We start from the raw sequence: 15,830 nt of genomic DNA, 5'->3' as shown, positions 1-15,830 counted from the left end.
AGTGTTCACATTTTTCATAAGCCCTAATTTGAGCCATAAGCGGGCCGCTGGCCGCGCCCGCTTTGTATGTTGCTAGGGTCTGGATTGGCCTTATCTTAGGTATTCGTAGGGGCAAATTGCTGGCTGACTGCTTGAGGGGATCCATTAGACAACCGATTCCTTGCGTGAGGTTCCTTCAAAAAAGTCAATTACTTCGATACCCATAGCTTCTGCCAAAATTGCAAGTTCGCTAAGTCGAAATTCAACTTCACCAATAAGCCTTGAGTGAAGTGCTGTTTTACTCTTGTTGAGAAGTTTGCCCAGGTCTTCATTGCTGAAGCTGTAGCGAGTAGCTTCTGCGCGAACGTTGCGGGCTACGATCTGCGGGATTGTTAGGTGTCCTGTCATAGTTAAGGACTATATTCTTGTTTACAGAATTTATCAAGGATATATTCTGATTTTCGGAACTTTTACCCCGTTTTTCATGGCTTTTGTATTGGATTGAGCATAGACTCTCATCCTGATAATCAAAGCAAAAATCCCACGGGGTCCAACGATGCTCAACTACACCAAATACCAGCCCCCTCCCCCAAACGGGAAATGGCAACGCTTCTAACACAATAAAGCTTCATCGTTACTAAAATAAACGGTAGGTATTACAAAGTAACTCGCCTGAAACATCATGTTGAGCCGCCCATATGGAGTGCGGCTCAACGCCATATCAAGAAAATCACATCACATCACATCACATCATGTGATAGGAAGGAGCCTGACACTTATGTCAGCTCACACGACAAAGACCGCTACCGCGTTAATTGCCACCGGGATTGTCATTACCGGTCCACTCCCAACGGCAGCATCTGCAGAAGAAGTCACGTTCGAACCTACCACAGCATCAAAGACTGCCTCCCCTCTACCTGGGGAGACAGCCACTGCTGAGGAAAAACTCTTAGAGCCTATATCTACAGAGGAGCCAGTAGAAGATCCCATTGCACCCATTGAAGTAACTCCGATTGACCCTCCAACTGCTCCGGAACCTATTCCAGACCCTTCAGACCCTGCCGATCCGTCCCCAGCTGAACCTACTGACCCTTCATTACCCGTTGTACCCATCGAGACTGAAAACCCGGCTCCCTCGCCCACACCAGTACCAGTTGAAAGCGTCATCCCTGCACCTGATCCCACTACGGAACCAATTGAGAGTGCCGCCCCAGTAGATACCGAGAATCCTGTTGAGGATTCCGCAGCTCCAATTGCATCAGACCAACTTCCTGCCCCAATAGCTGATGCAGTAGCACCACCACAAATCGACCAAGAACAAAACATCATACTGACTGGAACCATCACTAATCAGACTAGCGATGAGGCTACCGGCGCATCCACCATTGTGACCGAACAAATCACCCCAGAGGGCCACCAGGTAACAACCGAGTACGTTACTGACCCAGCAGCGGGGCAGACTAACGTACGCCAGATAATCACTGACGGGGCTACTGGCCGTCAATCTATCTCCGAACGAACTGTACCAGCAACCACTTTTAAGGCAGGCGGTGCGGCATCAATAACTTCAGCACAGCAAGCCGAGGTGCTGGCTGAGAACACCAGTAGCACTAGAGTTATAGCAGGGTGGCTCATTAGCCTACTAGCGCTTGTGCTAGGTGTAGGGGCGTTTTCCCAATACCGCCGCACGAAGAAGTCCCTGTAGCTACATAGCTACAGCCCACGAATAATGGGGCCTACACCTGAACCAGGTGTAGGCCCACAGTTCTGTTAAGGAGAGCAAAATGACCAAGAAGATGGCCAGGCTACTTGCAACAGGCTCTGCAATTTCAGCCTTGAGTGCCATAGCACTCTTTATAACCCCCAGCCCTGTTATAGAAAAGACAGTGCAGGCACCCACTGTAACTGCCCATTCAGCCCCTGAACCGAAGCAGAGCTTTATGGATGTGAAGTGTGATCCCCCTGTTGATATGGGCCAAATACCGGAGCTCTCACCGATGAGCTGGTGGGCACCAGCAATCAACGCTGGGGCATCATTCACGCCAGGTTTTACCTTGCCTGTATCCGCGGCTACTAATGACGGAATTATCTACAGCCATTCAGAGGAAGTCGGAGCAGCACAAGGGGTATCCTTGCTTGTGGGGCATGTCGATTATGAACCTGGAATAATCAGCGACAGTGGCGGAGAGCTAACAGCTTGGGGGCAGTTGCATGAACTTTCAAAATGCGACCTGATTTTTACTGCCGACAAGGACGGTAAGGTGATAGCTACCCAGCTAACGAGCCTTTACGTAGCACCTCAATTTGATGAAACCCTAGAACAAAAAACGGCAGACGAACCGTCCAATGAGGAACTTCAGAAACAGCTACAGAAACAACGTGAGATACAATCACGAGTCTTTCGCTCAGCAGGTCCTTATACCATCACCCTCTTAACCTGTTCAGGACCTTCAGTGGCAGATGTCGGTGGGGCTTTTCAGTTTCGCTACAGTAACAATTTAATTGCTGAGACCAACCCCATTGATTGGGTGTATTAATGGGCTGGTTTCAGCAAAGATTACAGGGGCTAAGGAGGCCTCAGGGCACTATGATATGAGTTATATCTGAAGGCAGGAAGATAGTGCCCTTCACCAAAGCAGATAACAGCTCATTATCAGGTCTACGTATCAAGTAATCTTCGGGGTTCTGGCTGAAAACTTCTTCAAAGAGCATATATCCAGCTGCAACGAGTCCAGGAAGTGGAGAAGTGCCTAGATAAGTAGCCAGTTCTATGATGCGGGGGATAGACAATGTGCCATCTTTAATTTGTTGTGAGAAGTTTGACGGTTGCATGGTCAAATGCTGAGCCAGCTCTCTTTGAGTAGCTGATTTTCGGTTTACATCTATCCACCGCTTAAGTTTAGCTTCGGGCGCTGCGAAAACTAATCCTGGGTGAGATTTGCCTTTTCTAACGAACCACTGGTGCAACAGCTCAAGCGCAGAATAAAACGGGGCCGCATCTACAAGAGTGAGCGGCGCTTTTGCAAGTGATTCATACCCCGAGAACGTGGCCAACTCATTTCCTGGGTTGAGCCTGTATGCCCTGGCAATCGCAATGATAGTTTTCGGTGTAATGCGCTGGCCGCTACGCTGTTCTGAGATCGTGGAAAGACTTAGGTTTGCTTCTGTGCAAATCTCCTTAAGAGTTGCACCTGGGGCAAAACCTTCGACCCATAAGGTAAATTCTGAGGATTCAATATTCACTGAGAAAGGCTTCCTTACAGGGTCATGTACATTTCGATTCTACGCCATACCGTTGGAGTACCTTCCGTGGGCTTGATCCTTACAGCCTAAATTATTCATATCATTTCACATCACATCATTGCATATCACACGACATTAGGGTTAGAATGATGTCATGATCTTACTTATTGGAAACCATAAAGGAGGGGTGGGAAAGTCCACCCTGACCGTCAACTTAGCCACCACTTTTCAGCAGCAAGGCATGAGCGTTACCATCGTTGAGGCAGACCCTTCTATCCACACCGCCTCACGCTGGGCAGACGATAGGGAAGAGTTTGGCTACGAGGCCATCATGACCCTCCGAAAAGAGGGTCGCCTGAGTCAAACTTTGTGCGAACTAGATAAGAGCTACGATGTAGTTCTTGTCGATACGGCCGGCAAAGACTCTAAAGAGTTGCGGTCAGCCATGACAGTTGCAGATCTCGTGCTTGTTCCCAGCCGCCCAGCCCAGGCTGACTTAGACGCAACTGTGGACTTGATGCAGATTATTGACATGGTGCAGGATTTGAACCCTAAGCTCATTCCCTTCATCGTTATCTCACAGGCTTCTACCCATGTAATGAGCTCTGAGGCCCAAGAGGCTAAGGAATACCTGAGCCAGGCAACACCGCAGGCTAAGCTAGCGGATGTAGTGATTTACAGTCGCAAGGCATACCAGGTAGCCCTAGCCGAAGGAAAAGCTGTTACCGAAGGCACCGACTCGAAAGCTAAGGCTGAAATTCAGTTGCTTGCTCAAGAAGTTCTCGAACTCACCAAAGGACGATAATGGCATCCACTTTCCGCCAGCGAGCTACCCCTACCAATATTGACGCCTTTATCGAAGCGGCTGAGGCGCCACGAGTCACTGCCAGTAGCAGAGTTGATTCTGGGCAGAACACGAAAGAGTCCGAGGAAACCCCCGAAGCCCGCCTTGAAAGACGAGCAGCAGGCCGCAAGTACAGTCTCTACACCTTGCGCGGCACCGAAGCCCAAGCTGAACTGTTGAAATATTCAGCTAAGAAAAAAGGTATGAGCCAAAATGAACTCATTAGCCACTACCTCTTCGAAGCTATCGAGTTTGAATTTGGTGCGGACGTACCTATTAAGTAATCACATCATGTCATATCACATGACATCGAAAATCTGGAGAACTCACAATGAATAACGAAATTCCTCTCACCATCGTTGGAAACCTTGCCCGCAACCCTGAACTACGGTTCTTTAAAGATGGGGCAGCTGTAACCTATATGACCGTGGCACACACCCCGCGTGTATGGTCCGCAGCGGACAAAGACTACGTTCCTGGTATCACCACATACCTAGACGTCGAAGTGCGCTCTAAAGGAAGTGAGAAACAGAACGATTATGTTCAGCGTATCAGTGAAGAGTTACAAAAGGGCGATCGACTAATTGCCACAGGAATTCTTATCACCAAGGAACGTAAGCGTGACGGCGAAACCATCCGCAGCATGAGCCTACTTGCCGATGAAATAGCGCCGTCTAACCGTTTTGTTTCCGTCACCATTAACCGTAAGCCTAAGCCCGCTCAGGGTACCGTCGAAGCACACCCCTCGACCCTCGAAAGCTAGGATAGCTAGCAACGTAGCCCACCACAAGGAGGCTAAGATGGGCCAGATTTACTACACCACTCCTAACCGCCCTCAACAGCAGGCCCCGACCTATAATCCTGGGCGTCCGCCGCAAAACTACTATCAGCAACCTATGATGATACCTGAACAGCATAGGCAAAACCCCCTTGCTGGTTTCTTCCACGGTGTTAAAAAAGTGTTTCTCTGGCTCTTCTTAGCTTTCCATTACACCGCCCTTGCTCTGAGCTGGATTTACATCATCGTTCCATTCTTTGGATGGAACCGGTACAGTCGAATTTTCCTAGGCTATGTCGCCTTAACTTTTTTCTCCGTCTGCATCGTCCTGTTTATCTACAACCTTCTAACCGGCAATATTCAGGTTCAGCAAAATTATTAGAGCTCCTTTACCGCTATTTCGTAAATTCATAACTTTCTATTAAACGTCTCGATCCACGGTTAAAGTAGGTGGCATCTATCCGCTATCTGCATGGAGTACATCGTGGCGAAAAAATACGGCCTTATTGAGGGCCAGCTCGATATTTTCGAGTATCTATTCTCAAACTCTCAGGAGGTTCAAGATGAGCAACTACGCAGCTATAGCCAGGCAGAACTGGCAGATTCTAGCTCCGAGCACTTACGTCCAGATGCAAGAGGAAATGAATCTGGACGAGCACTTTCAACAGATTCAGGAACAAGCCGAACTGATGATTCAGGAGCTAACAACTCAGTACGCGGGACCGGATTCCCTGACCGAAGGCTATATACAGAAGGTGGGACGCTTGGAAGCGGCCAAGAAGCGGGCGGAGGAAACAGTGCGTCAGGAGCTACTGCTACCCCCACAAGAACTATGGGAGGAAGAATCGATGAGCCAGGAAGAAATACAGAGCGAATTGGACTGGATTCAGAACAGCCTGGAGGAATCGCTAGTCTTTCATCAGCTGACGCCATCTCTACGGCAGGGCCGGGACGAAGGGGAGATTCAGGTCAGCCAGGAGGCCTACAATCTGGCAGCATCGCCCCTGCTGAAAAGGCAACAGGAATTGCAGAACATGCTGGCCCACTAGCTGAAGACTTAGTGCTTAGTGCCTCTCCGCAAGGGGCACTAAGCGTCGCTGAACGCTATCGACGTAACATTGCGGCAGTAGAAACCTTAAAAAGGTTACAAGAGGCCGGCAGGTCTGCAACTGATGAGGAAAAACAAGTTCTAGCCCAGTACACAGGTTGGGGCGCAGGCGATCTATCCGAAATCTTCAACGAAGCTAACCGTGAGACAGAGCCCGATCGATTCGAGCTCAAAGAGCTACTGGGTGAAGAAAGTTATCGGCAGGCTGCGCGAGGGGTCAACTATGCCCACTATACTGACCCCACTTATACCAAAGCTGTGTGGCAAGGCCTGAAAAAGTATGGTTTCAGCGGGGGACAAGTCCTAGAACCAGGTAGCGGTATCGGAAACTTTATTAGCCAGGCTCCTGCCGATACCCGCGTAACCGGCATCGAAATTGACCCCACCAGCGCAGCTATCTCAGCCTACCTCTACCCCGAAGCCACTATCCGCAATGAATCCTTTGCTGACTCGTTTATCCCGAATGGTTACTTCGACGCAGCTATTGGTAACGTGCCATTTTCCCAGACTGTTTTGCATGACCCACGCCATAACGCAGCTGGACATTCCATGCATAACCATTTCATTATCAAGTCTTTGAACCTCACTAAACCAGGCGGTATGGTAGCTCTGATTACGTCAACAGGAACCCTTGATGCAGCTGGTTCTTCCGCAAGAGAAGCCATGTATGCCCAGGCTGACCTGATGGGTGCGTACCGTCTACCAGAGCGAGCTTTTGATAATGCAGGCACCACGGTAATGACCGACCTGCTGATTTTCCGCAAACGCCTAGAGAATGAGACTCCACTCTCTGATGTCTGGATCACCAGTAAGCAATACAGCACTGAGGACGGACTGACCTATCACCGTAACGCCTATTTTGAAGATGCACCCCAGAACCTGCTGGGAGAAACTGTACTCAAAACTAACCGTTTTGGGCAGATTAGTGAAGCTGTTACTGCAACTGCCCAGAAACGTGCAACATTGTCTCAACGCCTGGCCCAGGCGATTGAGGCCGATGCTCAGGTGGCTATCACAGCAGGTCGCGCATATTCCACTGAACCAGCTAAGGCCTCAGAATCTATGCCCCTACTCCTACCTGGGGAAGGGCTACTAGACCAGCACATTAGCGTGCACCCTAATGGTACATTCACTATCTACCAGGAGAAAGAGCAACGGCCTCTACGGGTACCCAAGACCCAAGAGCAAGAACTCAAGAGTCTGCTTTCATTGCGCGACCAGACGAAGACTCTTCTGGCAGCTGAAGCTACCGATGCTGTGCCAGAGACTGCAATGGAGGCTGCCCGTACCCAGCTACGCGAAACCTACCATAGACATACAGACAAATACGGGCCACTTAACGGTGGAACTCTCACCTATACCCAAAGCGGTGAGACTCGTGTGCGACGCCGCCCTGTCATGAGCACCTTCCTCAAAGACCCTGCCGGAGCCCTGGTACTAGGTCTTGAGAATTATTCCCAAGCCACCAACTCAGCCACACCCGCTGACCTGCTAAACCACCGTATTCTAGAACCGCGTAAACCTGTCACCCACGTAGATAACGCACTGGATGCCCTAGCTGTCTCACTCGACGTTAAGGGCGGAGTGGATATCCAGTACATGGCCGAGCTAATGAAAGACTCCACCGAGGCTGTGATCTCTGAGCTAGGAGACCGCATCTTTGTTCTGCCAAGCTCTAGCGCTGAAGCACCGCAGTACCAGACTGCGGAGGAATACCTTTCTGGGAATGTCAAAGCCAAACTCAAAGAAGCTCAAGCCGCTGCGGAGCGCAACCCTCATTTCACAAAGCATGTTCAAGCTTTGGAGAAGGCCATTCCCGAGGATATTGCTGCGGCTGATATTACTGTTCAGCCTGGCGCAGTCTGGATTCCTGAAGCTGTTCACGAGCAATTCCTGCATGAAGAGCTTGGTGATATGCGTGCCAATCTACGCCGTGTTCACGGCGGCATGTGGGAGCTAACAAACAGCTCAAGCGCTGACCCAAATAACTACGGGACACCCGAGCGTAGCCCAGCCCAGCTGTTCCAGGCAGCAATTGAGAAAAAGCCGATTAGGATTATCACAGATAAGGCTTTTAATCCCGAAGCCACCGCCCATGCCAATGCACAGGCCGAAAAAATCAGTGATCGGTTCGCTGAGTGGGTCTGGGAAGACCCAGAACGTCATCAAATGCTCTTAAGGGCCTACAACGATACACATAATAACTATGCACTGCGGAGCTATGCCGAGGCCGGCAAAGCCCTAACTCTGCCGGGTCTAGTGAAGACCTTTACCCCTCATGCTCACCAGCGCACAGCTATTGCCCGCATGATTAATGAACCCAGCGTCGGGTTATTCCATGAAGTCGGCGCAGGCAAGACCGCTGAAATGGTAATTGGCACTATGGAGCTAAAACGTCTAGGTCTTATCAAAAAGCCTGCGATTTTGGTGCCCAATCACATGCTGGAGCAATTCTCTCGAGAGTGGCTTGAGCTGTACCCCCAAGCCCGTCTGCTTGCAGCCTCCTCATCGGACATTGGTAGTGGCGATAAGCATAGACAGTTTATTGCGCGTGTAGCCACAAATGACTGGGACGCAGTAATTATGACGCACGTTGCTTTCAACAAGCTCCAACTTTCTAATGAAGGCCAGGCCGCCTACCTGCAAAAAGAGGTCGATCTGATGGAGCATGCTCTATATAAGCACAATGAGAGGGCTGCAAGTTCAGGTAAGGAAACTAGAAGCACCAAACAACTCCAAGAACGTATGGAACGACTGGAGGAACAGATTAAAAACCTGTTGTCCAGCCCTTCCCCAGTTGGTATTTCATTTGAGGAAACGGGTATTGACTATCTGTGTGTTGATGAGATGCATGAATTTAAGAACCTCAAAACATTCTCATCAATCCCTGGAGTACAAATTGAAGGTTCAAAGAAAGCAACAAACCTGCATTCTGTAGTGGAATATCTGCGGGAAACCAACGGCAACCGCGTTATCACCGCAGCCACAGGAACCCCGGTGGCTAACTCAATGGCTGAACTTTACGTCATGAACCGCTACTTGGCCCCAGAACTTTTACGTGAACAAGGCTTAGAGGACTTTGATTCTTGGGCTGCGACCTATGGTAAGACGGTGACGGAGATGGAACTGACCGTTGCCGGCGGTGATTCTTACAAAATGAATACCCGCTTTTCGAAATTCGTCAACATCCCAGAGCTGGTACGCACCATGCATACCTACGCAGATGTAAAGCTAGCTGATGATTTAAGTTATCTTAAACGCCCAGAATTGGAACCTAACGAGAAAGGCGAGGCGGCACCTCATATCCTTTCTTTGAAACGATCACCGGAGCAAGCCGCATATATAGAGCACCTGGCAGATCGGTATGAAGCGTTGAGCGGCCGTGCTGAAAAAGGTGCAGATAACCCTTTGGTTATCACCTCAGACGGGCGTAAAGTGGCCGCTGATTACCGTCTGATTGACCCGGCTGCGACGCCTACAGGGGAGGTTCCTACGAAATCGGAGGCCACAGCGCAGGTACTAGCTGAGGTCTACGAGAAAAATAAGAACCGCAACTACCTAATTCCTGGCACTGACCAGGAACACCCTAACCCTGGCGCTTTGCAAGTAGTCTTCTGTGATTACGGTGTTCCCGGTAAAGACCGGGGGTTCGATATGTATAATGAGCTCAAGCAACAGTGCGTTATTGCAGGCATACCCGAAGATAAAATTCGGTTCATTCAAGATGCTGATACTGAGGCGAAAAAGGCAAAACTCTTCCAGCAGTGCCGTGATGGGGAGGTAGCCGTGCTCATTGGCTCTACTTCTCGTATGGGTACAGGAACCAACATTCAGAATCGCCTAGTACATCTAGTTCATATGGATGCCCCTTGGCGCCCCGCTGATTTGGAGCAACGCGATGGCCGTATTTTACGCCCAGGTAATCAGAACCAACAGGTGCGGATTACTCAGGTTGTGACGTCTGAAACCTTTGATGCGGTAATGTGGTCAACTCTTTTGCGTAAGCAACGGTTTATCTCGCAAGTAATGCGCGGTGATATGTCTATCCGCACGATGGAAGATTTAGGTAAGTCTGAAGTCTCTATGGCTCAGACTCAGGCGATTGCAACCGGCAATCCTTTCATCATGAAACATTCGGAGGCAGTTGCTAAGGTGAGAAAACTCCGTAGCATCATGTCTGGTCATGAGAACGGACGTAGATTAGCGCAATTTCAGTACGATACCTTATCTGCCCGAACCAAGGTACTGGAGGATCAGATTCCGGCGATGAAGCAGGCCGCTGGACAGGTTGTTGAGACCACAGGTGATAAGTTCTCAGCAGTGATGAATGGAAAACTTTTTGATTCGCGTGTTGATGTGGCTGAGGCGTTAAAGCAATGGGCTGATGGCATCGGTTCACCGTCCTGGGTAAGGGCTACGCAATTAGGGGAGGTTATTACTATAGGTGGGCTCAACTTTGTAGGGGTGTTGCAAGCAGCTACACCTGGCCACATTTCCAAGACACCGGTAACGCTTCATGTTCAAGACATGCCTTGGGTGAAGGTTGAGACCGGGTACGCAGAAATGAAGCAGGTTAATCGAGGCCTGGTAACCCGTTTAGAAAATGCAGTTTCTTCCATCGCCATGAAGGCTGAAAGTCTAGAGAAAGAACTGGTAAAAGCTAAAGAGCTGTTACCCGGCTATAAGGCTAAGGCAGAGGTTCCATTTGCCCAAGTAGAGCAGGTGCGCCTAGCGGAAGCCGAAGAGCTACGTCTAAGGCAGATGGTGGAGAAATTCAAGACTGCCGATGATCAGGTTCGGTCACAAATGCTGATGGAAAGTCAGCAGGAAGAAATTAGTTTGGTCACAGATTCAGTAGAGAAGCTAGGAGAGAAAGCGATGGAACAGGCAACTATGGAGAAGGTTCTTCCTTCTCTTACAGAGGCGATGGAACAGATTTCCGAGCAAACCGGGATTAAATATTGGCACGATGAGACTGCCTTTGAAGAGACAGAAATGAAAATTGATTCTTCAGGGTATAAGTATGGAGAGGATAGGGCAATACTCTACGACGAACTGAATGCTGGTTTAACGGGTATTGATGTTGTAGCTCTTTATGATGTCAAAGATAACAAGGTGCAAGGTTTTCTTCTCGAAACTCCTACTGAGCAGAAAAGGTTCAGCAACGTAGATGAATTGAAGGTTGGAGTTCAGAGCAGTTATTTAGAGTATAACCATCGCGAGTTAACAAATAGGGCTCAGGAACTACAAAAGAATCTGAAAGAAGCTTGGGATGAGTATGGAAAAGCAGAAGGTGATTTAGCCAAAATTAAGGCCTCAGAATCGTCTGTGAAGGCTTCTATCGATGAGCGGGAGTCTTTAATTGAGCAGCAGGCTGTAACCGATTTTGCTCGTTTACGATCAGCAGAGCAAGAGGTCGAAAAGGCTGGAATCTTTAATCGCACTAAGAGGCAAGATGAGTTTAAGCACCTTAAGGCTGAAATTTCCCAGAAGTACCACGGCGCTTCAGAGGCTTACCAGGCAATGAAGTGGGCTAAAGAAAACGATGAAGAGCTGGCGAGCTGGAAGAAGCATCTATCTGAGGTTTCCTCTAGTAAAGAAGCTAAAGCCCAAGAGCTATCTGAGGTAAGAGGAAAGATTCAGGTTGCAGACGAAAAGCTCAAGGCTGTTCAGGTTAAAGCTGAGGAATTAAAGCGTCAAAGGCAGGCGACTGATCCTGTTTTACGGAGCCAGCAGAGAGTCGCAATGGCGGCAAGTGTTCAGCATGCTAACCAAGACCGTCGTATGGGTAAAGTGCAAGGATTAGTCCGTTAGTAAATGCTATGCTAACTATGGCGTAAGTTGTAGATTGCTTTTGCGTTCTCTTTGGCGCTGATGTTTCGCATTCTATAGCTTGTGCCCAATGTATCTGGCTATGGTTTGGTAGCCACGGTTGCAGATACAGGGGGGCACCTCTTAGTGAGGTGCCCCTTTTTTCATACCCGATATAAACATCAAAAGTTGGATTAAAGAGATTCATCCTACCGTATAGATGTCATTCTTAGTTACTTAGGTTTTTGGCTTTAAGGCGGGCAATCGTAGGCCGAGAAACCTCAAAAGCCGCAGCCACCTTAGACTCACTCATACCCGAAGCAAGAGACTGCAACGCCGCCTCCCTCTGATCCGGTGAGAGCTTCTGAGGCCGCCCCAATACTCTCCCCTGAGCCCGCGCATGAGCCAGCCCCTCCCTAGTTCGCTCGATCAGCAAATCACGTTCCCACTCTGCAAGCGAAGCAATGACCTTGATAATAAGGCGGCCTGCCGGGGTCGAAGTATCAAGCTCAATATCCAGGGCCTGCACTTTGATACCTCGTTCATCTAGTTGCCGAATGGTGTTTAGGGTATCGAGGGTTGTGCGACCAAGCCTGTCTAACCTGGTAACAACAATGGCGTCATCTTTCCGAGCGTAGTTGATGGCCTCAGCAAGGCCGGGGCGTTGAGCTCTAGCGCCGGAAGCAATATCTGTGTAGACCTTTTCGCACCCCTGGGTAAGCAGGGCCTGTTTTTGGGTGGTGAGGGATTCTGCTTGCTCAGGGGTGGAGATGCGGGCGTAACCAATCTTCATTGCAGTTTTACCGGTTGCTTTGTGAGTAGATAGCACCGAAAATGAGGGCGGCGGCTGCAAGTATGATGGCGGTTGTCCAGGCCATAGGGAGGCCAGCGAGCCCTTCTGAGAAACGGTCAATTACGATGGCCGAAAGAAGCCCACCGAGCGGAGACCCAATGCTTGGAATCGGGTTGGGGGTGTGGCCGGTAAAGGATTTTATGCCGATGAAGGCTACCGCTACCACGACCAGGAAGCCAATGGTTGCGAGCCTGTTAGCGGCCTCCTGTGCGGGGGCGATTGCCCGGAAGATGGAGAGTAGGGGCGGGTAAATCACTAGGGCCAGGAAGCCCGAGAATAGCCATGTGGGTGGTTCGTAGCGGCCAGAGAAGATGAGGCCCAGGAAGTTGGCCACGGCTAGAAGGAAAAGGATTACTACGATGCGCCATGACCACCCCCAGGCGCTGAGGGGTTCGATGATCTGTTCTGGGGTATTACCTAGAAGGTCTTTGGCCGCGGTCAGGGTTGGGTACATGAGTGTTCTCTTTTCGTGTGTTTCTTGGGTGCATTAATACGACCGGTTTTGATACAGGGTAAGCAGGGCTGTGTTGCCGAAGTCAGCGGCCCCCTTTTTTGTATCAGAAGTCTGTATCATAAGTCGATTGTATCTAAAGTTTGAGTGTGAGCGGTTTTGATACAAAGTACGACACCAAATGTTCAGACCCCTATTGACATTGTTTAGGGGGGTATATACACTAGGGGTATGCCACAGAACAAATACCTCACCACCCCAGAGCAATTCCTGGAACAACTCGACAAGCTCCCCCCCGGCTGGGCAGAAACCGAAGGCGGGCTCCTTGAAGTAGTCAAACGCCTCGGTCAATTCCAGGACGAGCTCAACAATCAATCACAGCAAATCGCAGCCGTCCGTGCCGCAGCAGTCACCCAACTACTCAAAAGCAAGTCCGGGGCCGAAATCGCCCGCGAACTAGGACTAGGCAGAGCCAACATATCCCGACTCTCAAAAGCGCAGAAGTGGAGCAACCCAACATGGTAGAAGCAGAGTTTACGCTCGAACACCCCCTGAAATACAGCAAAAAGTCAGCCTTCTGGTGGCTGGCCACCTATGCGATCGAGATAGCCTGCACAGTGGCAGCTATGTATTTTGCGGCCCAATCAACCCCCTGGGACAATGACATGCCAGAGTCCTCCGGGGTGTACATGCTTCTTGTTGTCGCCTCATTCCTGCTCAGTCGTGTTCTGACCGACCTCACGTGGAAGCAGGTCAGATACCACACCGCAGGGTACATGGCCGAATTCAGTATCTTCGACAAGGTTACTGGCCCCGGCTCTGCCTTCAACTATCTGGCATGGTTCACTGTGGACCTTGCAACGGTGGCAGCCTTTTATGCGTTCAACCCCTCAAACTTCACGTATTCATCTCTTGCTACCGCAATAGCAATCGCACTTTTCGTGAAGAATATGGCTTCACTGGCGAAGCTAATCTATCGGGCTGCCAGGACAAGGAACCTGGACTACAAAGAGTACACTTTGCGCTATCGCTTACTCGGGGCAAAACTGCTGGTGATAACGTCTCTGTATCTAGCTTTTCCAGCCTATGCGGAAGTTCCCCCGGAGGCGGGTATGGTTGTGATCTTGTTAGGTTGCATGGCTATTGCCCGTATTGTGTTCTGGGGCATGGGTGAAGTAGTGAGAGCAGTCCGGGGATAGAAGTAATAAGTACCCTGGCCTAGCGGGGCGGTGGTGTCAAAATGACGCTACCGCCCCGCTTTTTGTGTCTGGGGATAAAAATAACCCCCTGCACAAGTGAAAAGCAGGGGGTGGAGTAAAACTGACATCAAATCAATTAATTTTTAGGTGGCAACGGCGGGACAGAACGATAAAGAACCAGACCCTTAAACCCCTTGGTCTTACCCTGCCCGGTGCCCATCTCACGCACGTTCGCGCCAGGATAGTACTCCTTGACAGTTTCCAGGGCAACGCGGAACGATTTTTTGAACTCGGCTAGACTTTGGGATTCTGAACCGAACTGAGAATATAACTGATCCCAAGTAATATGAACGGGGCTGGTCAGGTTAGCTAGGCGTGAGGATAACCAGAGATAAATATCAAGGGCTAGGGGTGACTTTGTTTCTTGGATTAGCGCCCGCCATGCTTCGGTCACAATCGGAACGGCATGGCCAACGACTACCGCTTCATAAAATTCTTGGGAGAGCAGGAGGTAAGATTCACGCTCTTTAATATCGGCGTTGGCATCAAAATGAATTTCCCGGCCACTGCCGACTCTAAAATCGTATTCGCTGACAACGTTGCCCCCCTCGCCGTCTGCGGTGACAAAGGAGAGCTGGATACTCATGGAGAGTACCGCGCGGAGCTGACGGACAGCTTCACGGGCGTTGCGTTGATTCCACTGGATACCTAAATCTTGCAAAAAGCCTCGGTAGCTCTTAGCTAGCTCGATACGGGGTGAGCCTGTTTTGACGGCCTCGGTGGTCACATACAGCAAAGCAGCGCGGGCTAGTTTGCCGGAGGGGATAAAGGACTCTCGGGAGCCGTCTGGGTTAGTGACGATGCCGGGGGTGATACCCAGTGTCCAGGTACCGTTTTCGCGGAGCCAGATTTTCTCGTCAGTGGCTCGGTAGGGCAGGCAGCAGTAAATGAATTGTGCTGGGTAGAAGCTACTGTGAGAGTTGCCGGTTTCTTGTGCCAGGTCAGCACGCTTTTTGGCTACTTTTGCTATCTGAGAGAAGTTGATAGACTCATTCATGGTCAATCCCCTACTATGACTAGGTGGTTGGCTGGCCCTCATGGTGTTGCTAGCACTATGGGGGCATCTTTTTTGCCCTAACGTTTTGAGCCTAGAGGTCATACCACCCCCTGTCAAGGGAACCACCTTTGTTACTGACCAGTAACAAAGGTGGTGAGTTGTCCAGGGTGGGACATTTACCCCAAAGTGAAAGTTATCCACAGGAATGTGACTCAGTTCACCCGATGCGGCCTGAAGGGTGGGACATTTACCCCAAAGTTGAGCTAAGGGTGGGACATTTACCCCAAAGTAGTGGGACATTTACCCCAAAGTAGTGGGACATTTACCCCAAAGTGAAAGTTATCCACACCCACTATTTATACTAGTCAAACCGCGATTTTTGAGCTTTTTTCAGGGGTACTACAAAAAGCTTTTACAAAAAGCTTTTTTCATTTAAACCTCCTACTTAAACGCGCGCGCGAAACTTGTGGATAAGCAATCTTCAGCTGATGGTCATCTTTCCCGGCA

General features: G+C 49.9%; 15 protein-coding genes. 10 read left to right on the top strand and 5 right to left on the bottom strand.

Annotated features, from left to right (window positions below):
• Positions 1 to 144: 144 nt before the first annotated feature.
• Positions 145 to 387, bottom strand: a complete 243-nt coding sequence (locus ACN08Y_RS10015) for a hypothetical protein (RefSeq protein WP_419112582.1) — start codon at positions 385 to 387, stop codon at positions 145 to 147.
• A gap of 370 nt (positions 388 to 757) precedes the next feature.
• Here ACN08Y_RS10015 and ACN08Y_RS10010 point away from each other — a divergent pair, with 370 nt between their 5' ends.
• Together ACN08Y_RS10010 and ACN08Y_RS10005 are read left to right on the top strand one after the other, a co-directional pair.
• On the top strand, positions 758 to 1,684 hold the full coding sequence (locus ACN08Y_RS10010) for a hypothetical protein (RefSeq protein WP_419112581.1): 927 nt from the start codon (positions 758 to 760) through the stop codon (positions 1,682 to 1,684).
• Positions 1,685 to 1,763: 79 nt separating this feature from the next.
• Positions 1,764 to 2,516, top strand: coding sequence for a hypothetical protein (locus ACN08Y_RS10005; RefSeq protein WP_419112580.1), 753 nt, complete (start codon positions 1,764 to 1,766; stop codon positions 2,514 to 2,516).
• A gap of 40 nt (positions 2,517 to 2,556) precedes the next feature.
• Here ACN08Y_RS10005 and ACN08Y_RS10000 read toward each other — a convergent pair whose 3' ends face one another.
• Positions 2,557 to 3,222, bottom strand: a complete 666-nt coding sequence (locus ACN08Y_RS10000) for a hypothetical protein (protein ID WP_419112579.1) — start codon at positions 3,220 to 3,222, stop codon at positions 2,557 to 2,559.
• A gap of 154 nt (positions 3,223 to 3,376) precedes the next feature.
• Here ACN08Y_RS10000 and ACN08Y_RS09995 point away from each other — a divergent pair, with 154 nt between their 5' ends.
• The 6 genes from ACN08Y_RS09995 (at position 3,377) to ACN08Y_RS09970 (ending at position 11,766) form a co-directional block, all read left to right on the top strand.
• The gene (locus ACN08Y_RS09995) at positions 3,377 to 4,027 is read left to right on the top strand and encodes an AAA family ATPase (protein ID WP_419112578.1); all 651 of its coding nucleotides are present in this window, start codon (positions 3,377 to 3,379) and stop codon (positions 4,025 to 4,027) included.
• Positions 4,027 to 4,350 carry a hypothetical protein gene (locus tag ACN08Y_RS09990; RefSeq protein WP_419112577.1) on the top strand — a complete coding sequence of 108 codons (324 nt, stop codon included), beginning with the start codon at positions 4,027 to 4,029 and terminating at the stop codon, positions 4,348 to 4,350. The genes ACN08Y_RS09995 and ACN08Y_RS09990 overlap by 1 nt, the downstream gene beginning before the upstream one ends.
• Positions 4,351 to 4,397: 47 nt before the next feature.
• Positions 4,398 to 4,829 carry a single-stranded DNA-binding protein gene (locus ACN08Y_RS09985; protein ID WP_419112576.1) on the top strand — a complete coding sequence of 144 codons (432 nt, stop codon included), beginning with the start codon at positions 4,398 to 4,400 and terminating at the stop codon, positions 4,827 to 4,829.
• A 37-nt stretch (positions 4,830 to 4,866) separates the two neighbouring features.
• Positions 4,867 to 5,226, top strand: coding sequence for a hypothetical protein (locus tag ACN08Y_RS09980; protein ID WP_419112575.1), 360 nt, complete (start codon positions 4,867 to 4,869; stop codon positions 5,224 to 5,226).
• 181 nt (positions 5,227 to 5,407) lie between these two features.
• Entirely contained in the window at positions 5,408 to 5,893 is a 486-nt protein-coding gene (locus tag ACN08Y_RS09975; RefSeq protein WP_419112574.1) for a TnpV protein, read from the top strand.
• Positions 5,894 to 5,904: 11 nt separating this feature from the next.
• Complete coding sequence (locus tag ACN08Y_RS09970; protein ID WP_419112573.1) at positions 5,905 to 11,766, top strand: helicase-related protein; 5,862 nt, start codon at positions 5,905 to 5,907, stop codon at positions 11,764 to 11,766.
• 226 nt (positions 11,767 to 11,992) lie between these two features.
• Here ACN08Y_RS09970 and ACN08Y_RS09965 read toward each other — a convergent pair whose 3' ends face one another.
• Complete coding sequence (locus ACN08Y_RS09965) at positions 11,993 to 12,556, bottom strand: recombinase family protein (protein ID WP_419112572.1); 564 nt, start codon at positions 12,554 to 12,556, stop codon at positions 11,993 to 11,995.
• Between the two features lie 7 nt (positions 12,557 to 12,563).
• Positions 12,564 to 13,070 carry a hypothetical protein gene (locus tag ACN08Y_RS09960; protein ID WP_419112571.1) on the bottom strand — a complete coding sequence of 169 codons (507 nt, stop codon included), beginning with the start codon at positions 13,068 to 13,070 and terminating at the stop codon, positions 12,564 to 12,566.
• Between the two features lie 228 nt (positions 13,071 to 13,298).
• On the opposite strand from ACN08Y_RS09960, the gene ACN08Y_RS09955 reads away from it, so the two are divergent.
• Both ACN08Y_RS09955 and ACN08Y_RS09950 read left to right on the top strand, forming a co-directional pair.
• Positions 13,299 to 13,592, top strand: a complete 294-nt coding sequence (locus tag ACN08Y_RS09955; protein ID WP_419112570.1) for a hypothetical protein — start codon at positions 13,299 to 13,301, stop codon at positions 13,590 to 13,592.
• Entirely contained in the window at positions 13,586 to 14,266 is a 681-nt protein-coding gene (locus ACN08Y_RS09950; protein WP_419112569.1) for a hypothetical protein, read from the top strand. The genes ACN08Y_RS09955 and ACN08Y_RS09950 overlap by 7 nt, the downstream gene beginning before the upstream one ends.
• 136 nt (positions 14,267 to 14,402) lie before the next feature.
• Here ACN08Y_RS09950 and ACN08Y_RS09945 read toward each other — a convergent pair whose 3' ends face one another.
• Positions 14,403 to 15,323, bottom strand: a complete 921-nt coding sequence (locus tag ACN08Y_RS09945; RefSeq protein ID WP_419112568.1) for a replication protein RepA — start codon at positions 15,321 to 15,323, stop codon at positions 14,403 to 14,405.
• Positions 15,324 to 15,830: the final 507 nt, after the last annotated feature.

It is taken from the genome of Rothia sp. P5764 (assembly GCF_048512965.1).
Classification (GTDB): domain Bacteria; phylum Actinomycetota; class Actinomycetes; order Actinomycetales; family Micrococcaceae; genus Rothia.
Note: the sequence above shows the minus strand (reverse complement) of the source record. Positions and strands in the feature narration are given on the sequence as shown.